At 35.3% G+C, this 19,252-nt stretch carries 9 protein-coding genes; 7 read left to right on the top strand and 2 right to left on the bottom strand.

The genetic code is table 11. The annotated features are described in order from the left end of the window. The first annotated feature begins 151 nt into the window (after positions 1-151). Positions 152-1,867, top strand: a complete 1,716-nt coding sequence (locus tag HGP29_RS06315) for a SulP family inorganic anion transporter (protein ID WP_168881524.1) — start codon at positions 152-154, stop codon at positions 1,865-1,867. Between the two features lie 40 nt (positions 1,868-1,907). On the opposite strand, the gene HGP29_RS06310 is transcribed toward HGP29_RS06315, so the two are convergent. Beyond that, positions 1,908-2,483, bottom strand: a complete 576-nt coding sequence (locus HGP29_RS06310; RefSeq protein ID WP_168881523.1) for a rhomboid family intramembrane serine protease — start codon at positions 2,481-2,483, stop codon at positions 1,908-1,910. 19 nt (positions 2,484-2,502) lie between these two features. Continuing rightward, entirely contained in the window at positions 2,503-3,693 is a 1,191-nt protein-coding gene (locus tag HGP29_RS06305) for an anhydro-N-acetylmuramic acid kinase (protein WP_168881522.1), read from the bottom strand. A gap of 62 nt (positions 3,694-3,755) precedes the next feature. On the opposite strand from HGP29_RS06305, the gene HGP29_RS06300 reads away from it, so the two are divergent. The 6 genes from HGP29_RS06300 to HGP29_RS06275 all read left to right on the top strand — a co-directional run bounded on the left by HGP29_RS06300 (position 3,756) and on the right by HGP29_RS06275 (position 19,175). Then, positions 3,756-5,000, top strand: coding sequence for a competence/damage-inducible protein A (locus HGP29_RS06300; protein WP_168881521.1), 1,245 nt, complete (start codon positions 3,756-3,758; stop codon positions 4,998-5,000). Between the two features lie 480 nt (positions 5,001-5,480). Next, the gene (locus HGP29_RS06295; protein WP_168881520.1) at positions 5,481-8,603 is read left to right on the top strand and encodes a SusC/RagA family TonB-linked outer membrane protein; all 3,123 of its coding nucleotides are present in this window, start codon (positions 5,481-5,483) and stop codon (positions 8,601-8,603) included. A gap of 21 nt (positions 8,604-8,624) precedes the next feature. Next, complete coding sequence (locus tag HGP29_RS06290; RefSeq protein WP_168881519.1) at positions 8,625-10,184, top strand: RagB/SusD family nutrient uptake outer membrane protein; 1,560 nt, start codon at positions 8,625-8,627, stop codon at positions 10,182-10,184. A gap of 1,150 nt (positions 10,185-11,334) precedes the next feature. Beyond that, on the top strand, positions 11,335-13,380 hold the full coding sequence (locus HGP29_RS06285; protein WP_168881518.1) for a glycoside hydrolase family 65 protein: 2,046 nt from the start codon (positions 11,335-11,337) through the stop codon (positions 13,378-13,380). Between the two features lie 13 nt (positions 13,381-13,393). After that, entirely contained in the window at positions 13,394-15,598 is a 2,205-nt protein-coding gene (locus HGP29_RS06280) for a beta-glucosidase (RefSeq protein ID WP_211093216.1), read from the top strand. Between the two features lie 301 nt (positions 15,599-15,899). Then, positions 15,900-19,175, top strand: a complete 3,276-nt coding sequence (locus tag HGP29_RS06275; RefSeq protein ID WP_168881517.1) for a cellulase family glycosylhydrolase — start codon at positions 15,900-15,902, stop codon at positions 19,173-19,175. Positions 19,176-19,252 lie beyond the last annotated feature (77 nt).

The following is a 19,252-nucleotide window of genomic DNA, read 5'->3' as shown; positions in this document are numbered from 1 at the left end:
TAACTATTGTATTATAAAGCATTGATCTTGTATAATTTCAAGTAAATCAATGACTTATCAACAGGTATGTAAATGAATCTGAATAACAATGTTGATAATTCACCGTTTTGTTGATAAGTGTATATAAACTAATAAATACAACTTTTAGTGCATGAAGAATCCTATTACAGCCCTATCCTTATTAAGAAACTACAAGGTTTCTAATATTTCTGGTGATGCCGCGGCGGGTTTCGCGACTGGAATTATGTTAATTCCTCAAGGGATGGCATACGCTGTTATTGCAGGATTACCTGTACAATATGGATTATATGCCTCATTGATTGCTCCAATTTGCTATTTCCTTTTTGGCACAACACAAAAGTTGGTAGTAGGACCTGCTGCTTTAGATTCTATGCTATTAGCTTCAGGTATTGCTTCTTTAGGAGTGGTAATGTCTAGTGAGGAATATGTGGCTAATGTGATAGTAGTTGTCTTTTTTGCAGGCATTTTACAAGTAATTGCAGGCCTATTGAAGTTTGGATTTATTGCTAATTTCTTTTCTCAGCCCTTATTAAAAGGGTTTACGACTGCAGCAGCTTTACTTATAGCCTTTAGTCAGGTAACCCATTTATTCGGGTTGGAGAAGGTAGAGGCATCATATTTTCATCAGGAGTTGTATTATATGATTTCTGAAGCTTCTCATATGCATTTTCCTATATTAATCGTTGGTTTCGGTACTCTATTGGTCATTTTCTTAGCCAAAAAAGTGAATCTACAAAAGATATCTACACCTTTAATCGTAGTGATTAGTATACTGTTGAGCATGTATATGGATTTTGAAGGGATGGGAGTAGGCGTAGTAGGGAATATACCAAGTGGTTTGCCTCAACTTATTCTTCCATCTTTTGAACAAGTCAACCTTAAAGAATTATTACCTATTTCTGTGATTGTCGCTATTATCGGTTTCACTGTATCCAATAGTATCATTAAAAGCGTTGAGGAAGGGAATAGTAAGATTAATATCAATAGGGAATTCATTGCTTTAGGATTGTCTAACAGTATTGGTACTTTGTTTGGCGGATATCAGGCAAGTTCAAGCTTTTCTAGAACAGCGATTAACCAAGAGGCAGGAGCAAAAACTAGAGCTTCAAATATAATCTCTAGTGTGATGATCGCCATTGTACTTCTTTTCTTTACAGACATCTTTTACTACTTACCGAAAGCAGTACTCGCTGCAGTAATTATTGCAGCAACGCCTTCTTTGTTTAGTTTTAGTTACTTCAAAGAAATTTATTTCCTTAGAAAAAGAGAATTTGTAGTCAGTATCCTAACTTTTATATTAACGATAGAATTTGGAGTTATTGTAGGATTAAGTAGTGGAGTAATTGCTTCACTAGGGGTATTTATGTATCAAACTTTAAAACCACATTTGGCTGTTTTAGGGAAAATAGAAGACACTAGAATTTATAAGAATATCCTAAGGTTTGATGGTGCAAAAGAAGAAAATCATATTATTATTTTTAGAGTAGATGCTCCATTGTATTTCAGTAATATCAGGTTTGTATTAGATGAAATGAAACGGGAATTATCAAAAAGAACTGATATTCATGCTATTGTAATAAAATCGGAAAGTATTAACTCTATTGATATCACCGCTTTAAATGAATTGAAGCAATTTATCCATCAACAAAAAAGAAAAGGAATAGAACTATATATGTGCTCTGTAGTTGGCCCAGTGAGAGATTTGCTTTATAAAGGAGAGGTTGTTGAACAGATGGGGGGCAACCAATTATTTCTATACTTAAATGATGTGATAAAATATATCAAAGACAAAGAGGCATATAATTTCAAGAATAAAAAAATAGCTAACCAAAGTAGTAAAGAGTAAACTATTCTTTGATTAGCTATTATTAAAAATATATAGAAACCTATTGATTTAACTTCGCTTTTGGTTTGTATTTGTCTACGCTAAACCCAAATATTGCTCCACAGATACCTCCCATTAAATGTGCCATCTGAGAGATATTATCAGCACTAAACGCATTAACTACTTCTTGCCCTAAGAATAAGATTACAATAAGGATGAATGTTAGTGGAATTGCTCCTTTTTGAACATTCACAACAGAACTCAAAAGAATAAACATAAATACAATGCCACTGGCACCTAGTAAACCACTGGATAAGAAGATGGCGTTGATTAAACCTGTTACTAGTGCCGTAATAGACATCATGGTCAGTAACTGTTTACTACCGTATTTTTCTTCGAGTATAGGTCCTAATAATAGGATATATGTGAAATTACCAAAGTAGTGATCCCATCCTCCATGTCCAATCACATGACTGAAAAGTCTGAAATAGGTTAATGGGTTGGAAAAGCTCATGGAACTAAAAGTGCCTACACTAAAAATAGGTGTGAGATCAAATCCAATATTTTTTAATATCATAAAAGCAGCACAGATAAATGTAAAAGTCAATGTTACCGGTGCATTATATTGTATGCGCATTTTTTTCTATTTATTTAGTTTACCCTCCACAGCCAATAATCTTATTAAATGAAGGCATTTCTTGAGTATCGATTAATTGATCTTTTTCTTTATTTAGATCTTGTTCTTGATTGACAAAAATATGATGTATTACTCCTCCACAATTGTCTTGTGATGCAGCTGTTACACTCTTAAGACAGTTATTTTCTCTGTTTAGACGTAGACAACCTAAAAAGGCAAAAAGTAAGGCTTCTTTGTGTGTTATTATTTTTTCTGATGGAAGAACTACTTCAACAGTGGTACAATAGGAGCGAATACGATCTATCAGATAGTCATTATAAGCACCTCCACCTGTAATCAGTAATTTTGGTTTTCCGAAGTGTATTTTTGATAAGTTATTCGCATTCTGTATTACCTGATTGACTTGATAGGCAGTATGTTCTATACTGGTAGCTAAACGGTCCTCTAAACGATCAATCTGATTTAAGATAGGTAAGTAGTGTTCTTCTACCCATTCTTTTCCCAATGATTTTGCTCCAAATGAAGAATAGAAGTCTAGCTTATTTAATGCATCAAAAATATTTTTCTGAACATTACCTCTTCTTGCCATTCCTCCTTTATCATCATATTCTTTTCCTATTGAACGCATATAGACATTTAGAGGCATGTTGGCAGGGCAAGTATCAAAAGCGATGGTTTCATTATCGACTTCATAAGATATATTCCCGATTCCTCCCAGATTTAAACGATAATGGTATTCATTAAACAGTAATCGGTCGCCTATCGGTACCAATGGAGCTCCCTGACCGCCTAATGCAACATCAGCAACTCTAAAATCATTGATCACATTGTGTTGAGATGCAGCAGCTATTTCAGGGCCGCCGCCAATCTGTGAAGTAATACCTATTTCAGTCTGATGGAAAATCGTATGACCATGGCTACAAACGTAGTCTACCTTTAATTGATGCTCATCAATGAAACATTTTGCCAATTGTCCTAGTTTCTTCCCAAGATCACGGTCTAATTTTATATATTCAAATGCAGAAAGATGTTCGGCAGTATTTAGGCGTTGTTTCCACTCCTCATTCCAATCATGGCTTGAGGTATAGGGCATATAGTAACGCCATTGTTTTTGTCTGTCTTTCCAAAATTCGGCATAACAAAGGTCAACACCGTCGAGGCTTGTACCTGACATTATACCTATCATACGAAATTTGTTCTTACTGCTCATTATTTGTCAAATTAGATCCTTTAATTTCGTAACTCTAAATTTATTTTGAAAACAAAAGAGACATGAATACACATACTTACGTAGAAATTATTACAATCGGGGATGAAATCCTCTATGGACAGATCACAGATACCAATTCTCAATGGATGGGAACGGAGTTAAATAAAATCGGGTTTAAGGTTATCCGTAAAACTTCAATAGGTGATACAAGAGAAGAGATACTCAATATCCTAGATGAAGCTCAGAAAAGAGCAGATGTGATTCTAATAACTGGAGGTTTAGGACCAACAAAGGATGATATTACAAAAAAAACAATAGCAGATTATTTTGGAGTGGATATGACTTTTCATCAAGAAGTCTACGACAATATTGCAGAGCTATTTAGAAATAGAAATAGAGAATTAACGGAACTGAACCGTTTACAGGCAGAGGTGCCAAGCAATGGAAAGGTACTGATGAATGAAGTGGGTACTGCTCCGGGTATGTGGTTTGATTCTGGAAATAAAACATTTGTTTCGATGCCAGGGGTGCCAAGAGAAATGAAGTTTCTGATGACTAATCATGTATTGCCACAGCTTCAGAAGAAATATGAGACTCCACATATTGTGCATAAGATGCTTAGAACAATGGGTATCCCAGAATCGGTTTTAGCACAGACCATTGAAGACTGGGAAAATAACCTTCCTGAGTTTATCAAACTGGCATATTTACCAAGATTTGGTCAAGTGAGGTTAAGACTAACAGCTGTGGGAGAGGATAAAACAGAATTGGATTATGCAATTAACGAACAAGTAGAACTATTAAAACCTTTGTTAGGTGACAAGCTATTTGCAGAGGAAGATGTAGAAATTGAAAAAGTAATCATGGACAAGATGATTACCAAAGGATTAAAATTAGCAACAGCCGAATCATGTACAGGTGGTTTACTTGCTCACCGAATTACCAAAATGGCAGGATGTTCTGCATTTTATAACGGAGGCATAGTATCATATAGTAATGACGTTAAGCATTCTCAATTGGGAGTATTGAAAGAAACATTAGAAAGTTATGGTGCGGTAAGTGAACAAACAGCTTTACAAATGGCAGAAAATGTCAAAGAAAAGTACAATTCTGATTTTGGGATTGCAACTACAGGAATCGCCGGACCTGACGGAGGAACGGAAGAAAAACCTGTCGGTACCGTTTGGATAGCTATTTCAACACCAACAGAAACAAAAGCTAAGTTATTACAATTGACAAAACAGAGAGAAGTGAATATCACTGCAACTACAAATAATGTACTTCAATGGCTCAATGATCACTTATAATAAGGTGTCATTTTGTGAAAAATTATAAATTTTCAAAGTCCAATTCTTATTTAAATTAAGAGTTGGACTTTATTTTTTTAGTATTGATTATTTGTTAAAATAGTAAATGTAGTATTATTAAGTAATTGATATATAGTTAGTTAAAAATGTTTGTCGTAATAATGTAGTATTAAAAGTGTAAAAAAGTGACTTATTATTTTTTTGATTTATTATGATTATCTCGATTGTTGTATCATGACGTTTAGCTAACCGACATAAAATTAATTTACTAATGAAATGAAATCGAAACTATGAAACTATAAGAACTATTATTTTCCACTATTATATAGAAAGAATCGTCCTTATTCATCTTAAAAAAACATCTATCTATTATGCTCTATTATTAAGGATGGTGCTATTTTCTAATTTACAAAGAAGTGCTATACATACTCTCTGAAAGCACTTATGCTCTATTTTTTTAAAATATATTCATTGACTGAAATGCTAAAAGTACAAATTTTTAAGCGGCTACAGCTTTTAATGACTACCTTAGTTATTATGCTTGTAGGCTTGAGCTCTGCGTATGCTCAAGATAAAATAGTAAAAGGAACAATTATCGGAGGTGATACAGATACACCACTTCCGGGTGTGAATATCACTATTAAGGGAACAACAACTGGTACAATTACAGATTTTGATGGTAATTTCAAATTAAGCGTACCTCCAACAGCTCAATCTTTAGTGTTTACTTTTGTTGGTTATAAGACAAAAGAAATGGCTATCGGTACTCAAACAGAATTCAACTTAACGCTTGAAGTTGACCAAGAACAACTTGAAGAAGTTGTAGTTGTAGGTTATGGTGTACAGAAAAAATCATTAGTAACAGGTGCAATTGCAAGTGTTGATGCTGACGATATTGTAAGTTCAGCAGTAACAGCAGAGCAAGCATTACAAGGTAAGGCAGCGGGTGTTACGGTAACTCCTCAATCGGGTTCTCCAGGTAACGGAATTAAGATTCGTATTAGAGGTGCAAGTTCAAATGGTAATAGTGATCCATTATATATCGTAGATGGTATGAAAACAGGAAACATCAGTTTCTTAGCTCCATCAGATATTGCTTCAATGGAAGTACTAAAAGATGCAGCTTCATCAGCAATTTATGGTTCAGAAGGTGCAAACGGTGTAGTAATCATCACTACAAAATCAGGTGATAAGAGTGGTCGTTCAAGTATTGATTACTCATTCCAATATGGTATCCAAAGCATTGGTTATAAGCCTAACATGATGAATGCAAAACAATATGCTCAGTTTATGCAAGAAGCTCATGATGGTCAGGATTATTATATTCCAAATCCAGATGATTTCAATGAAGGAACGAATTGGGTAAATGAAGCGACGGAACAAACTCCAATGGTAAATCACAACTTATCATTCTCAGGTGGATCAGATAAAGGGTCATATTTATTGAGTGCTGGTTATACTTCTCAAGATGGTATTATCGGTGGCGATAAAGCAAGTTATGAAAGAATCAATGGTCGTTTGAATGTAAACAGAGATGTAAAAGAGTGGTTAGATGTGTCAGCAAATGTTGCATTTACTAGTTTCTCAAGATCATCAATTACAGAGGACGATGGCTTTAATGGTATTGTAAATAGCGCGTTAATGATGGACCCAACTGGCCAAGCTAGATATGCTCCAAATGCACTGACTCCTTATATGCAGGATAAACTATCTGAAGGAAGGATTTTAACAAGAGACTCTAATGGTAACTACTATGGTCTTTCTAACAATGACTTCTTGAAAGGAGAGATTTATAACCCGTTAATCCGTTTGGAAAATGAGAAAGGTATTTACTCTGAGAACAAAATCTTAACAACTGGTTTGGTGAATCTTAAGCCTGTAAAAGGTTTAAAAATTAGTTCTCGTATCGGTGTAGATGCAGCATATGGTAGCTTCAACTCTTGGAATCCATCTTACTGGGCTAACTCTAACTCAGAAAGCAACGCGCCTACAGTAACAGCAAATGAGCAAGTTTGGTCTACATGGTTATGGGAAAACTTTGCTACTTACACTAAGAAGTTTGGAAAGAACTCATTCACTGGTTTAGTGGGTATGTCAGCACAAGAAAACAACTATAGAAACCTAGATACTAAATCAGGTAATATGGTGAAGGAGAATGACTTATTCAGATACCCTGATTATGTTACTACTAGAGATAATGATAGAGTAACTGGTCGTAAGGAAGTAAAAAGAATGAACTCTTATTTTGCAAGATTATCGTATGATTATGATAACAGATATATCTTAGAAGCAACTTTCCGTAGAGATGGTTCATCATTATTCGGACCAGAAAATAAGTGGGGTAACTTCCCTTCAATCTCATTGGGTTGGAACGTATCAAATGAAGCATTCTGGAACATCGATAAAATTGATTACTTAAAAGTAAGAGGTAGCTGGGGTCAAAATGGTAGTTTATCAAACTTAGGCGTAGATCAATATCGTTCGTTGATTACAACTACTAATATTGCGTACCCAGATGCAAACGGTTTGTTACTAACAGGTGCTGAGCCAGCATTATTGGCTAACCCTAACTTAAAGTGGGAAACTTCTGAGCAAACAAACATAGGTGTTGATTTAAGAGCTTTTGATAGCAAATTATACTTCACTGCAGATTACTATAAGAAACTAACTAAAGATCTATTAACTCCATCTACTCCAGCTTTATCATATGGTAACAATGCTCCATATGCGAATGCAGGTACTGTTTCTAACGAAGGTTTTGAAATGATCTTAGGTTATAGAAACAGTGAGAAGGAATTTACATATGATGTAAGCTTCAACGGTGCGTTTAACAAGAACGAAGTGGTAGAAGTAGCAGATGGTTTAACAAGAATTGAAGGTGCTTCATTACCTACAATAGGTCCAGTTACTTATTTTGAAGCAGGTCAACCAGTATGGTACTATAGAGGATATCAAAATGATGGTATATTCAGAGATCAAGCACATATTTCTAGCTGGCTTGAAGAGAATAATATTACAGACGATCCAAGTAATTTCAGTCCAGGTGATCCAATCATCAAGGATGTAAATGGTGATGGTTCAATTAATGATCAAGATTTAACGAATATTGGTTCTCCACACCCTACGTTTATCTATGGTGCTAACATAACTGCAGGTTACAAAGGGTTTGATTTAAACATTTTCCTTCAAGGAGCAACAGGTCATCAAAACTTTATTGGATTTATGAGAGCAGATAATAATGCTGTAAATAGATTGAACAGCGTGACTGAAGATCGTTGGGTAAATGATGGAGATGTAGCGACATATCCAAGAGCAGGTTATAATAATGATACTTACTTCAAGAGTGATTTATTAGTACAAAATGCTAGCTATTTAAAGATCAGACAAATTCAATTAGGATATACTTTACCTTCATCGATTGCTAAGAAAGCATTCATGACTAGAGCTAGGGTTTATGTATCGTTAAACGACTTCTTCACATTCACAAACTACGAAGGAATGGACCCAGAAGTGGGTAGTAACAACAACAACGCTCAAGGTATTGACTTTGGTACTTATCCAGTTTCAAGAAAAGTATTATTCGGTCTTTCTGTATCATTCTAATAACTTAAGATTTAACTAATAATGAAAATATATAGCTTCAAGAAGTTACTTGCGGTATTAAGTGCTTCTGCAATGCTCACAGCATGTTCTTCCGACTTCTTAGATGTAGAACCTTACGGTAAATCAGATACATCGACGTATTATCAAACTGATGATGAAATAGATTTAGCACTTACAGCTTCATATGATATGTTATCATCAGATCAGCTGCAAGGATGGTCAAGTTGTTATGTCATTAAAAACTTACCTGCTGATGATGTGAATTGTGGAGGAGGTGGAGCTTCCGATCAGGCTCAATATCAAGAAATTGATGACTTTGAGTGGCATGCTGAAAATGCAGGTATTAGAGCATTCTACCATATTAATTATTATGGTATTTACAGAGTTAATCAAATTATCACAAATGCTCCTACTGAGGGCAGAAGTGATTTGATGAATAGAATGATTGCTGAAGCAAAATTCTTAAGAGCATATTTTTACTTTGAGTTGGTAACAGCTTTCGGTGATGTTCCATTATGGTTAGAGCCACCTGTTGAGTTAACTGAGGGTAAAGAAAGAACGCCAAAGGCTGAAGTATATGCTCAGATTGAACAAGATTTAACAGAAGCTGCTGAAGTATTACCAAATAAATCAGTTTTTGATGGTACTGGCGATGCATTCAGAGCTAACAAACAAGCTGCATTAGGGTTATTGGGTAAAGTGCGTGTATTTCAAGGGGACTTTGCCGGTGCAATTGCTCCTCTTGAAAGCGTTCTCCAAGTAGAAGGTTCGGAAGTAGCGTTAGAGTCAGACTTTTCACAGTTGACATTGAAGTCTACTGAGTTTGGTAAGGAATCATTATTTGAAGCTTCTTTTATTTCGAATCTTGATACTTGGGGTACAACTCAATGGAATAGAGATGCTCATGATAACCGTCATATTCAGTTATCTGGACCTAGACAGTTAGATGATATTGAAGGTGCGACACCTATCAAGTCAGATAAACTTAGATCTGGATGGGGATTTTTGCCTCCTACACAATCATTATTTGATTCATTTGAAGCAACAGATGGTAGAAGAGATGCGACAATCTTAGATGATGAAGGTTTAGCAAGACTTTATGGTCAGGTATTCACAGACGGTTGGGATACTGAAGGTTTAGTTAGAACAAAATACACAACTTTTGATTCTGAAACTACAGACGAAGGTGGTGCAACTCCTGAGTTGAATTATACGACAAACTGGAGATTATTACGTTTTGCAGATGTGATTTTATTAGCGGCTGAAGCTTATTACGAACAAGGTAACGAGTCGGATGCAAGAGCTATGTTGAATAAACTTAGACAAAGAGCTGGAGGTTTAGCAGATTATGATGCAACGGTAACTGGCGACGCATTATTTAATGCTATTATGAATGAAAGAAGAGTAGAATTAGCTTATGAAGGTTCTCGCTTCTGGGATTTAGTTCGTTGGGGTTTAGCTGACGAGAAACTAAAAGACAGAGGTTTCCAAAAAGGTAAGCATGAACTTTTCCCTATTCCATTAGCAGAGATAGTGGGTAATCCAGGCATTACCTCAGCAGACCAGAATCCTGGTTACTAATCTGTATTGTTCTCGAACGTTTGATGTTGGTCTTTGTACCAGCATTAAGCGTTCTCTTTTTATTTTCGAAAACGTATTGGACAGGACTAAGTATTGAATGATCTTATATTCTTATCCTATTCTAACATACGATAGATGTTGGATATTATCTTGTATGATATTCACTAAAAATTACTGTAGGTACCCTTTGGGTAGTTACAGTTTTTTTCGTTAGGTCTATTTTAATAATTAAAGAATTAGGTCTAAAATTGGAAGAAAAATGATCAAGATACATGGTGATATTGCTTGAAATACGGAAAGATTATTACCTACTACGCCTATAATAACCTTAGTTTTATTAGTGATGAGAGCAATAAGAAACCATATTTAATCTTTAACGACCTATTAAATAAGTTTATCTGTTTTTACTATGCTAAGTAGTTTGTTGTATTAATAAAATATATGTAAGTAGTTGAAAATCAATGTATTGCAATTGTTTATCGTAATAATGTAGTATTAAAAACGTAAAAAAGTGACCTCTGTTTTTTTCAATTTTTCTTGAATATTTCGATTGTTGTAAGTGTAAGGCTATGGAACTTGGCTATAAGTCGGTTGATATACTTATAGACTAAAGAACAGATGAAATGATTTGATATTATCTATAAGCATCAAACAAATTTAGTTTTTGAGAAACTGTTTCAACTATAGTATTGGAATGAAATGAAAGACTTCCTAGACATATATGCCTTACAAGGGAATTGTGAATGATGAGACGTCATTTATTAATATCACACGAATAATCTATTGAGATGTGTTATTTCCCTAAAAAATGTAGAATTATCTAATTACCCTTTTTAGAATGCTGAGGGTAGATAATTTATATTGAATAGAAAGAATTGGACCCTCTTTCTATCTCAAGTATTCTATTCAGATACGATAGAAATGAACAATGATCAGTTCATTTATTTACTGGGAATATCCAGTGGGTATTCCTAGTTTTTTTTAACATTATCGAACTATAACGGTGAATGATATCTATTAAAAAAATATAATTAATCTAATAGTGAAGATAATCTCTGTTAAGTCAGAATCAAGGTCACTTGTAAAGACAATACACTAACTAATTTTACAATTAATTTAATTTAAACGTAAAAATAACATATTAAATACAATGCGCTTTTCTTTAGCCATATGGATTATTTCTGTTTTGACTATCACAAGCCTTTTTGCACAAAATGAAGGTTGGGAGATTAAAGCAGTATCACAAAACAACTATCATGCTCAGGCAGTAGCCAATGGGATGATAGGAATATTACCATCAGAGAAGCCTCTTCAAATAAAAGAGGTGATCCTTAATGGCGTATGGGATATCTATGGTCGAGGTGGAGTATCTAATATTGTACATGGAATCAATTTCTTAAATATGGATTTAGGGGTGTCTACTCCTAAAAAAAATGATGTGAAATGGGTTTCAGAAAATCAACATATTAAAGATTGGTCCCAAACCTTAAATATGTATGATGCTACTTTTACTACTGCATTTAATTTCGATGATATAGTAGAAGTTAAACACCAATTGATAGCATTAAGACATTTAGCCTATACTGGGGCGATCTATATTGAACTTAAAGCAAAAAAGAATGCTTCAATTGTGGTCAAAAATCAGTTGATTGTACCTGACGTAAATTTACCAGGGAAGTCTATGTACCATAAATTTGGTGAACATGGAGATCTGATATTATCCTCTATTTCAGCTAAATCTCCAACTGGAAAATATGAACTAGCAGCTACCACTTCTTTTGTTTTCGATTCAGAAAAGAAACCTGATGTAAAAATGAAAGAAGTGAGTGAAAAGGAAGTGGAGGCATCTTTTACAATTGAGTTGAAAAAGGGAGAAACTTATAGTTTTACTCTAGTAGGTTCACAATGTAATACAGCTCAATCTGTAGATGCTATTAACGAAGCTGAAAGAAAAGCTATTTATGCCCACTTGGAAGGGTATGATAGGTTAAAAAGCAGACATGATAAAGCTTGGGAAAAGTTATGGGAATCTGATATTGTTATTGAAGGAGATAACAAAGCACAGTTGGATGTTCGTCAGCAGCTTTTCAATTTATATTCTTTTGAAAGAAAGGGAACTAGATTAAGTGTTTCACCAGTGGGTTTATCAGGAAATGGCTACAATGGACATGTATTTTGGGATACTGAACTTTGGATGTTTCCAACCTATTTACTTATGCAGCCAGAGTTAGCAAAAAATATTCTTGATTATAGAGTAGATAGATTAGAACAGGCCAAAAAGAATGCACTGGCTCATGGTTATGAAGGGGCAATGTTTCCATGGGAATCAGCACTTACAGGTGAAGAAGATACTCCAACTTGGGCTTTAACAGGTCCATTCGAACAACATATTACGGCTTGTATTGGCTTGGCTTTTTGGAAGTATTATCAAGTCACACAAGATAAAGAATGGTTAGAGACAACAGGGTATGAGGTACTTCAAAATGTAGCAGATTTTTGGGTGAGTAGAGTGGAGAAAGATGAAAATGGAGTTTGTCATATCAATAATGTAGTCTGTGCAGATGAATATGCTGAAAATGTAAATGATAATGCTTTTACAAACGCTGCAGCTATTCAAGTTCTAAGAGCAACGGTAAAGGCTGCAAATATATTGGAAAAACAACCCAATAAAGAATGGATGGAAGTAGCTAATGCCATACCTGTTTTGGTAGAAGAGGGAATTACCATGGAGTATGACGGGTACGATGGGAGAATGATTAAACAGGCTGATGTGAACTTACTTTCTTTTCCATTACAATACTATTCTGACAAAGCCCAAATCAAAAGAAACTTAGAGTATTATGAGCCAAAAATAACATATTCTGCACCGGCAATGTCACATTCAATTTTGTCTGTGATTGCATCGAGGCTAGGAGATGTAGAAAACGCATATAGATTATTCCAAAGAGGATATATAAAAAATCAAAAGCCACCATTTAATGTAATCACTGAGCAACCAGACAATGATTTAGCCTTTTTTGTTACGGGGTCAGGAGGAATGATGCAGGCGGTTCTTTTCGGTTTTGGAGGCCTAGAAATTACAGATAATGGGGTGACTCAGATACCATCATCATTACCGAAACAATGGAAATCAATGACCATTAAAGGGGTGGGTAAAGACAAGCAAACTTTTACAATAGTCAATAATGAACAGTAATTAACAATTTTGTATGATACATTTTAGAATAAAGAGAATTTTAATGGTTGGTGGCTTACTGGCCGGATTAACCACTTCACTTTTCGCTCAGGAAAGTAAGGAAGTGGAGAAAAAGATTGATGAAATTATTAAAGAACTTACAATAGACGAAAAAGTGGCGATGTGCCATGCACAATCAAAATTCAGCTCGAAAGGAGTACCTCGTTTGGGAATCCCTGAGTTATGGATGAGTGATGGCCCTCATGGTGTAAGAGCAGAAATTAATTGGGATAATTGGGGGTATGCAGATTGGACGAATGATTCCATTACTGCCTTTCCTGCACTAACAGCATTAGCAGCAACATTCAATGAAGATTTATCTTATGAATACGGTGTTGCTGTAGGGGAAGAAGCAAGATATAGAAAAAAGGATGTACTGTTAGGGCCGGGTGTAAATATTTACAGAACTCCATTGAACGGTAGAAACTTTGAGTATATGGGTGAAGATCCATATTTAGCCTCTCAATTGGTGGTTCCTTATATCAAAGGTGTTCAATCAAATGGTGTAGCCGCTTGTGTAAAACACTTTGTAGCCAACAACCAAGAACATTGGAGAGACCATATCAATGTAGAATTATCGGATAGAGCCTTACATGAAATTTATCTTCCTGCATTTAAAGCTGCAGTTGAAGAAGGTGAAGTTTGGTCAATGATGAGTGCATATAATCAAGTAAGAGGTCAATATTGCTCACACAATGAATTTCTAGTCAATGGAATATTAAAAGGTGATTGGGCTTTTGATGGAGCTTTAATTACTGATTGGGGAGCAGCACATGATACTAAGCAGTCTGCAGAGTACGGACTGGATATCGAAATGGGTACAGGTACCAATGGATTAACTTATTCTGAGAAGAACCACTATGAGAATTACTATTTAGCTGGAGCTTTTAAGGAAATGGTAAAAAATGGTGAAGTGAGCGAAGATGTTTTAGATGATAAAGTAAGAAGAATTTTACGTTTAATGTTTAGAACGTCATTAGCTGAAGGTAGACCTTGGGGTAGTGTAAACACTGATGCTCATCATGATGTAGCAAGAAGAGTTGCAGGAGAAGGAATAGTTTTATTAAAAAATGAAGACAATATTTTCCCAGTAGAAGCATCCAAGAAAACTAAAATTGCAGTAATTGGAGAGAATGCCACTCGTATGATGACAATTGGTGGTGGTTCATCTGAGTTAAAAGTAGAATATGAAATTTCACCTTTACAAGGTATTCAGGAAAGATTCCAAAATGCTGAAGTAGTACACTCTATGGGATATGCTTCAGGTGCTGCTCAATATGGTAGAGTATTACCTTCTCCTTACAATGCAGATTCATTGAAAAATGCCGCTTTAGAAGCAGTAAAGGATGCAGATATTGTACTATTCTTCGGAGGTTTAAATAAAAACCATAACCAGGATTGTGAAGGAGATGATAGAGTTGCTTATGACTTACCGTTTGGGCAGGAAGACTTAATTAATGCCATTGCAGAAGTGAATGAAAATATCGCAGTAGTATTGATTAGTGGTAACGCGGTCGAGATGGATTGGGAGAAAAACGTAAAAGGAGTGATGCAGGGATGGTACTTAGGAAGTGAAGGCGGTCATGCATTAGCAGATGTGATTTCAGGTGATGTTAATCCATCAGGTAAATTACCATTTACTTTCCCTAAGAAATTAGAGGATAACTCTGCACATCATTATGGTGAAATCTCTTATCCAGGAGATGGTACAAACCAAGAATATAAAGACGGTATTCTTGTAGGTTACCGTTGGCATGATACAAAGAAAATCGCCCCAAAATATGCTTTTGGATATGGCCTTTCATATACTTCATTTGAGATTGACAATATCAATTCCAATGAAAAAGTATTTGCAGCAAATGATCAAATCAACATCACTTGTGATGTAAAAAATACTGGAGCTGTTGATGGTGCAGAGGTCTTACAAGTATACGTAGGTAAGCCGAAATCAAAAGTGGATAGAGCTTTAAAAGAACTTAAAGCTTACAAAAAAGTTCACTTAGCGAAAGGAGCATCACAGCAAATAGAAATGAGTATCAATATTGATGATTTAAAATACTATTCTGAAGAAGATAAAGAATGGAAATTGGAAGAAGGACAATACATGGTTTATGTAGGTAACTCTTCAGACAATATCATCAAAAAGATCAAAATAACAGTAGGACAAAAAGTCAATTAATTTTAATCTTATCTGGACAATCCAATGTTTTTGATGTTGGATTGTCCACACTTCAACTGACTATTATTGAATTTATTCCTAACTACTTCTTTTCGGAGCTCTCTTTTATATCTGAAGACAATAGTTATGGTGAATTATATATAATTTATTTATCACCAAAATTTTAAAATATGAAAACATAAGAAATGAATTGCTACAAAGAAAACTAACTATAATTTGTAGTAGAGTGAAATCACTCATCCGACCAGCGCAGTGCTCATATTAGAATAGCACAATTTTAAACAAGAAAACTAATTTTTAAATGAATACGTCTAAACTATCTTTTTTTAGCGGGTGTTTATTAATACTCTCTCTAATATTCACACCCTTTTTTTTAAAAGCACAAGTCTCTTCTAATGGACTATTACAAGTAAATGGGAACAAAGTCGTTAATAGAAATGGTCAATCAGTAAGTTTTGCTGGACCAAGCTTATTCTGGTCAAATAATAACTGGGGTGGCGAAAAATTCTATAATGAAGGGGTCGTATCTTGGGTAAAACAAGATTGGAATGCCGGTATCATCAGAGCAGCCATGGGAGTTGAAGATGGCGGAGGCTATTTCGACGATCCGGGTAGTAACAAAGCAAGAGTAGAAACAATTGTAAATGCTGCTGTAGCCAATGATATGTATGTAATTATTGATTGGCACTCACACTATGCCAATGAACATGATTGGGCAGCTGCTTATGGTTTCTTCGAAGAAATGGCACAAAAATACGGTCACTTAGATAACGTTTTGTACGAAGTATTTAATGAGCCAAAGTATACTTCATGGAGTCAGGGAATTAAGCCGTATGCTGAGTCTATTATTTCTGCAATTCGTAAGCATGATCCTGACAATATTATTATTGTAGGTACTCCAAAATGGTCTCAAGATGTGGATGATGCAGCAAATGATCCGATTAATCAACCGAATATTGCTTATACATTACACTTCTATGCAGGATCACATGGTCAGTTCTTAAGAGATAAAGGAAACTATGCTTTATCAAGAGGATTAGCACTATTTGTTACAGAATGGGGTTCAGTAAATGCAGATGGTGATGGTGGTGTAAACTACGATGAAACATGGGCATGGGTCGATTGGATGAAAAATAATGGTATATCTCACTGTAACTGGTCTATCAACGATAAATCAGAAGGTGCATCAGCTTTATATCCAGGTGCATCAACTACAGGTGGTTGGTCTAACCTAACTGCTTCAGGAGCATTTGCGAAAGAGATCATGCAATCTTACTCTTCAAATGGTGAAGGGAGTAATGGTAATGGAGAAGTAGAGACACAAAACTGTTCAGTTGTCACATTACCAGGAATTTTAGAAGCAGAGAACTATTGCCGTATGCAAGGAGTACAAAAAGAAAACTCTTCAGAAGGTGGAGAAAATATTGGTTATGTTGATGATGGTGATTGGTTAGAATATACAATCAATGTACCATCTCCGGGTACATACACCGTAGATGTTCGCGTGGCAAGTGATGGAGGAGGAAACCAATTCCGTTTTGATCAAAATGAAGGAAATGATATCCTGGCAACATATAATGTAAATGCTACGGGTGGATGGCAAAACTGGACAACAATTTCTCAAGAAGTGACTTTTTCTACAGCAGGTGAACAAGCTCTAGGATTATATGCAATTGTCGGAGGTTTCAATGTAAATTGGATTGAATTCAAGTCAAGTTCATCTTGTCAATCAAATGGGTTGCAGAATTTATCAATTTCTCCTTCGAGTACATCAGTAAAAGTGGGAAATCAAGTTCAATTATCAGCTTCAGGTACAGATAATTGTGGCGATGCGATTAGTGTGAATCCAACTTGGTCATCCAATGCTCCTAATGGAACTTTTTATGCTTCGACAGTAGGTTCTTATACAGTTACAGCATCACAAAATGGAATTACTGCTACTGCAAATATTACGGTAACAAATGAGGATATACCTCCTACAGGAAATGGAGTGGTGTCTCAATATGGTAGATTACAAGTTGCTGGAAATAAGGTAGCTGCGGCAAATGGTCAATCAGTAGCACTTGGTGGTAATAGTTTCTTCTGGTCTAACAATGGTTGGGGTGGTGAAAAATTCTATAATGCTTCTGTAGTTTCTTCATTGAAGAATGATTTTAATTCTAAAATCGTAAGAGCTGCAATGGGTGTAGAAGATCCAGGTGGATATATCGATGATAAAGCAGGCAATAAAGCCAAAGTAGAAACAGTTGTTGATGCTGCAATTGCCAATGATATGTATGTGATTATTGACTGGCATTCGCATCATGCTGAAAATAATACTAATGAAGCAGTACAGTTCTTCACAGAAATGGCCCAGAAATATGGTAATAATGACCATGTAATCTATGAGATTTACAATGAGCCATTACAGGTGTCTTGGTCAGGAACTATTAAGCCTTATGCTCAGCAGGTAGTAAATGCAATCCGATCGATTGATCCAGATAACTTAATTATTGTAGGTACTCCTACATGGTCTCAAGATGTAGATCAAGCAGCTAATGATCCTATTCAAGATAATAACATAGCCTACACTTTGCACTTCTATGCTGGAACACACGGTCAATACTTAAGAGATAAAGGTAATTATGCTATGTCACAAGGTATTGCACTTGTTGTAACGGAGTGGGGAACTGTGAATGCCAATGGTGATGGCGGAGTAGCTTATGATGAAACTTGGGCTTGGGTAGACTGGATGGAAGCAAATGGAATTTCACATTGTAACTGGTCAGTAAACGATAAAGCGGAAGGTGCTTCAATGTTAAATCCTGGGGCATCAACAACAGGTGGTTGGTCTGATAGTGATTTGACTACAAGTGGTTTATTACTAAAAGAAATTTTAGGTACAACAACTCCACCTCCATGTACTACATGTCCTCCTCCTTCTGGAGAAACAATACGTTTAGAAGCTGAAAACTTCACATTTATGGGTGGTGTTCAAACTGAAAATTGTTCTGAGGGTGGACAAAATGTAGGTTGGATTGATGCAGGAGATTGGTTAGCTTTTCATAATGTAAATATTCCTACTTCAGGAAACTATACGATTTCTTATAGAGTTGCTTCACCTCAGAATGGAGGGAAAGTACAACTGGAAGGTAATGAAGGACAATCTGTTTACGGGAGTGTTGATGTTCCAAATACTGGTGGATGGCAAAACTGGCAAACAGTTTCACACTCTGCATACTTAAATGCAGGTAGTCAGAATTTTGGAATTGGATTTCCTTCAGGTGCATTTAACCTAAATTGGATTGAAATTTCATCATCATCTAATGGTAGACAGATTAGTTCTTCTACAGAATCTTTAGAGGCAGAACTTGTTGCTTACCCTAACCCTACTTCGAGTAGATTAACTTTAGCAAATATCTCTAACAAGTTTACTCAGTTAGAAGTGTTTACTGTTGAAGGTAAATTAAAAGGGATGTATCGATTAGATAATCAAGGATCATTTACTTTAGATGTTGGTCACTTACAAAAAGGAGTATATTTTATTCGTTTACAAGGAGATAATACATCGAAATCTGTAAGATTCATAAAGCAATAGTAGTACAAAAAATCTTATTTTTGGAGAGTCGTTCATTTTTGAGCGACTCTTTTTCTATTCTGTAAATTGTTATTTAA

The sequence above is a fragment of the Flammeovirga agarivorans genome (assembly GCF_012641475.1).
GTDB lineage: Bacteria > Bacteroidota > Bacteroidia > Cytophagales > Flammeovirgaceae > Flammeovirga > Flammeovirga agarivorans.
This window is presented reverse-complemented; position numbering and strand designations above follow the sequence as displayed.

Excerpts from the sequence above, each read along its gene's own strand:
- HGP29_RS06315 (WP_168881524.1), top strand. The coding sequence starts at position 152 with ATGAAGAATCCTATTACAGCCCTATCCTTATTAAGAAACTACAAGGTT.
- HGP29_RS06310 (WP_168881523.1), bottom strand. The coding sequence starts at position 2,483 with ATGCGCATACAATATAATGCACCGGTAACATTGACTTTTACATTTATC.
- HGP29_RS06305 (WP_168881522.1), bottom strand. The coding sequence starts at position 3,693 with ATGAGCAGTAAGAACAAATTTCGTATGATAGGTATAATGTCAGGTACA.
- HGP29_RS06300 (WP_168881521.1), top strand. The coding sequence starts at position 3,756 with ATGAATACACATACTTACGTAGAAATTATTACAATCGGGGATGAAATC.
- HGP29_RS06295 (WP_168881520.1), top strand. The coding sequence starts at position 5,481 with ATGCTAAAAGTACAAATTTTTAAGCGGCTACAGCTTTTAATGACTACC.
- HGP29_RS06290 (WP_168881519.1), top strand. The coding sequence starts at position 8,625 with ATGAAAATATATAGCTTCAAGAAGTTACTTGCGGTATTAAGTGCTTCT.
- HGP29_RS06285 (WP_168881518.1), top strand. The coding sequence starts at position 11,335 with ATGCGCTTTTCTTTAGCCATATGGATTATTTCTGTTTTGACTATCACA.
- HGP29_RS06280 (WP_211093216.1), top strand. The coding sequence starts at position 13,394 with ATGATACATTTTAGAATAAAGAGAATTTTAATGGTTGGTGGCTTACTG.
- HGP29_RS06275 (WP_168881517.1), top strand. The coding sequence starts at position 15,900 with ATGAATACGTCTAAACTATCTTTTTTTAGCGGGTGTTTATTAATACTC.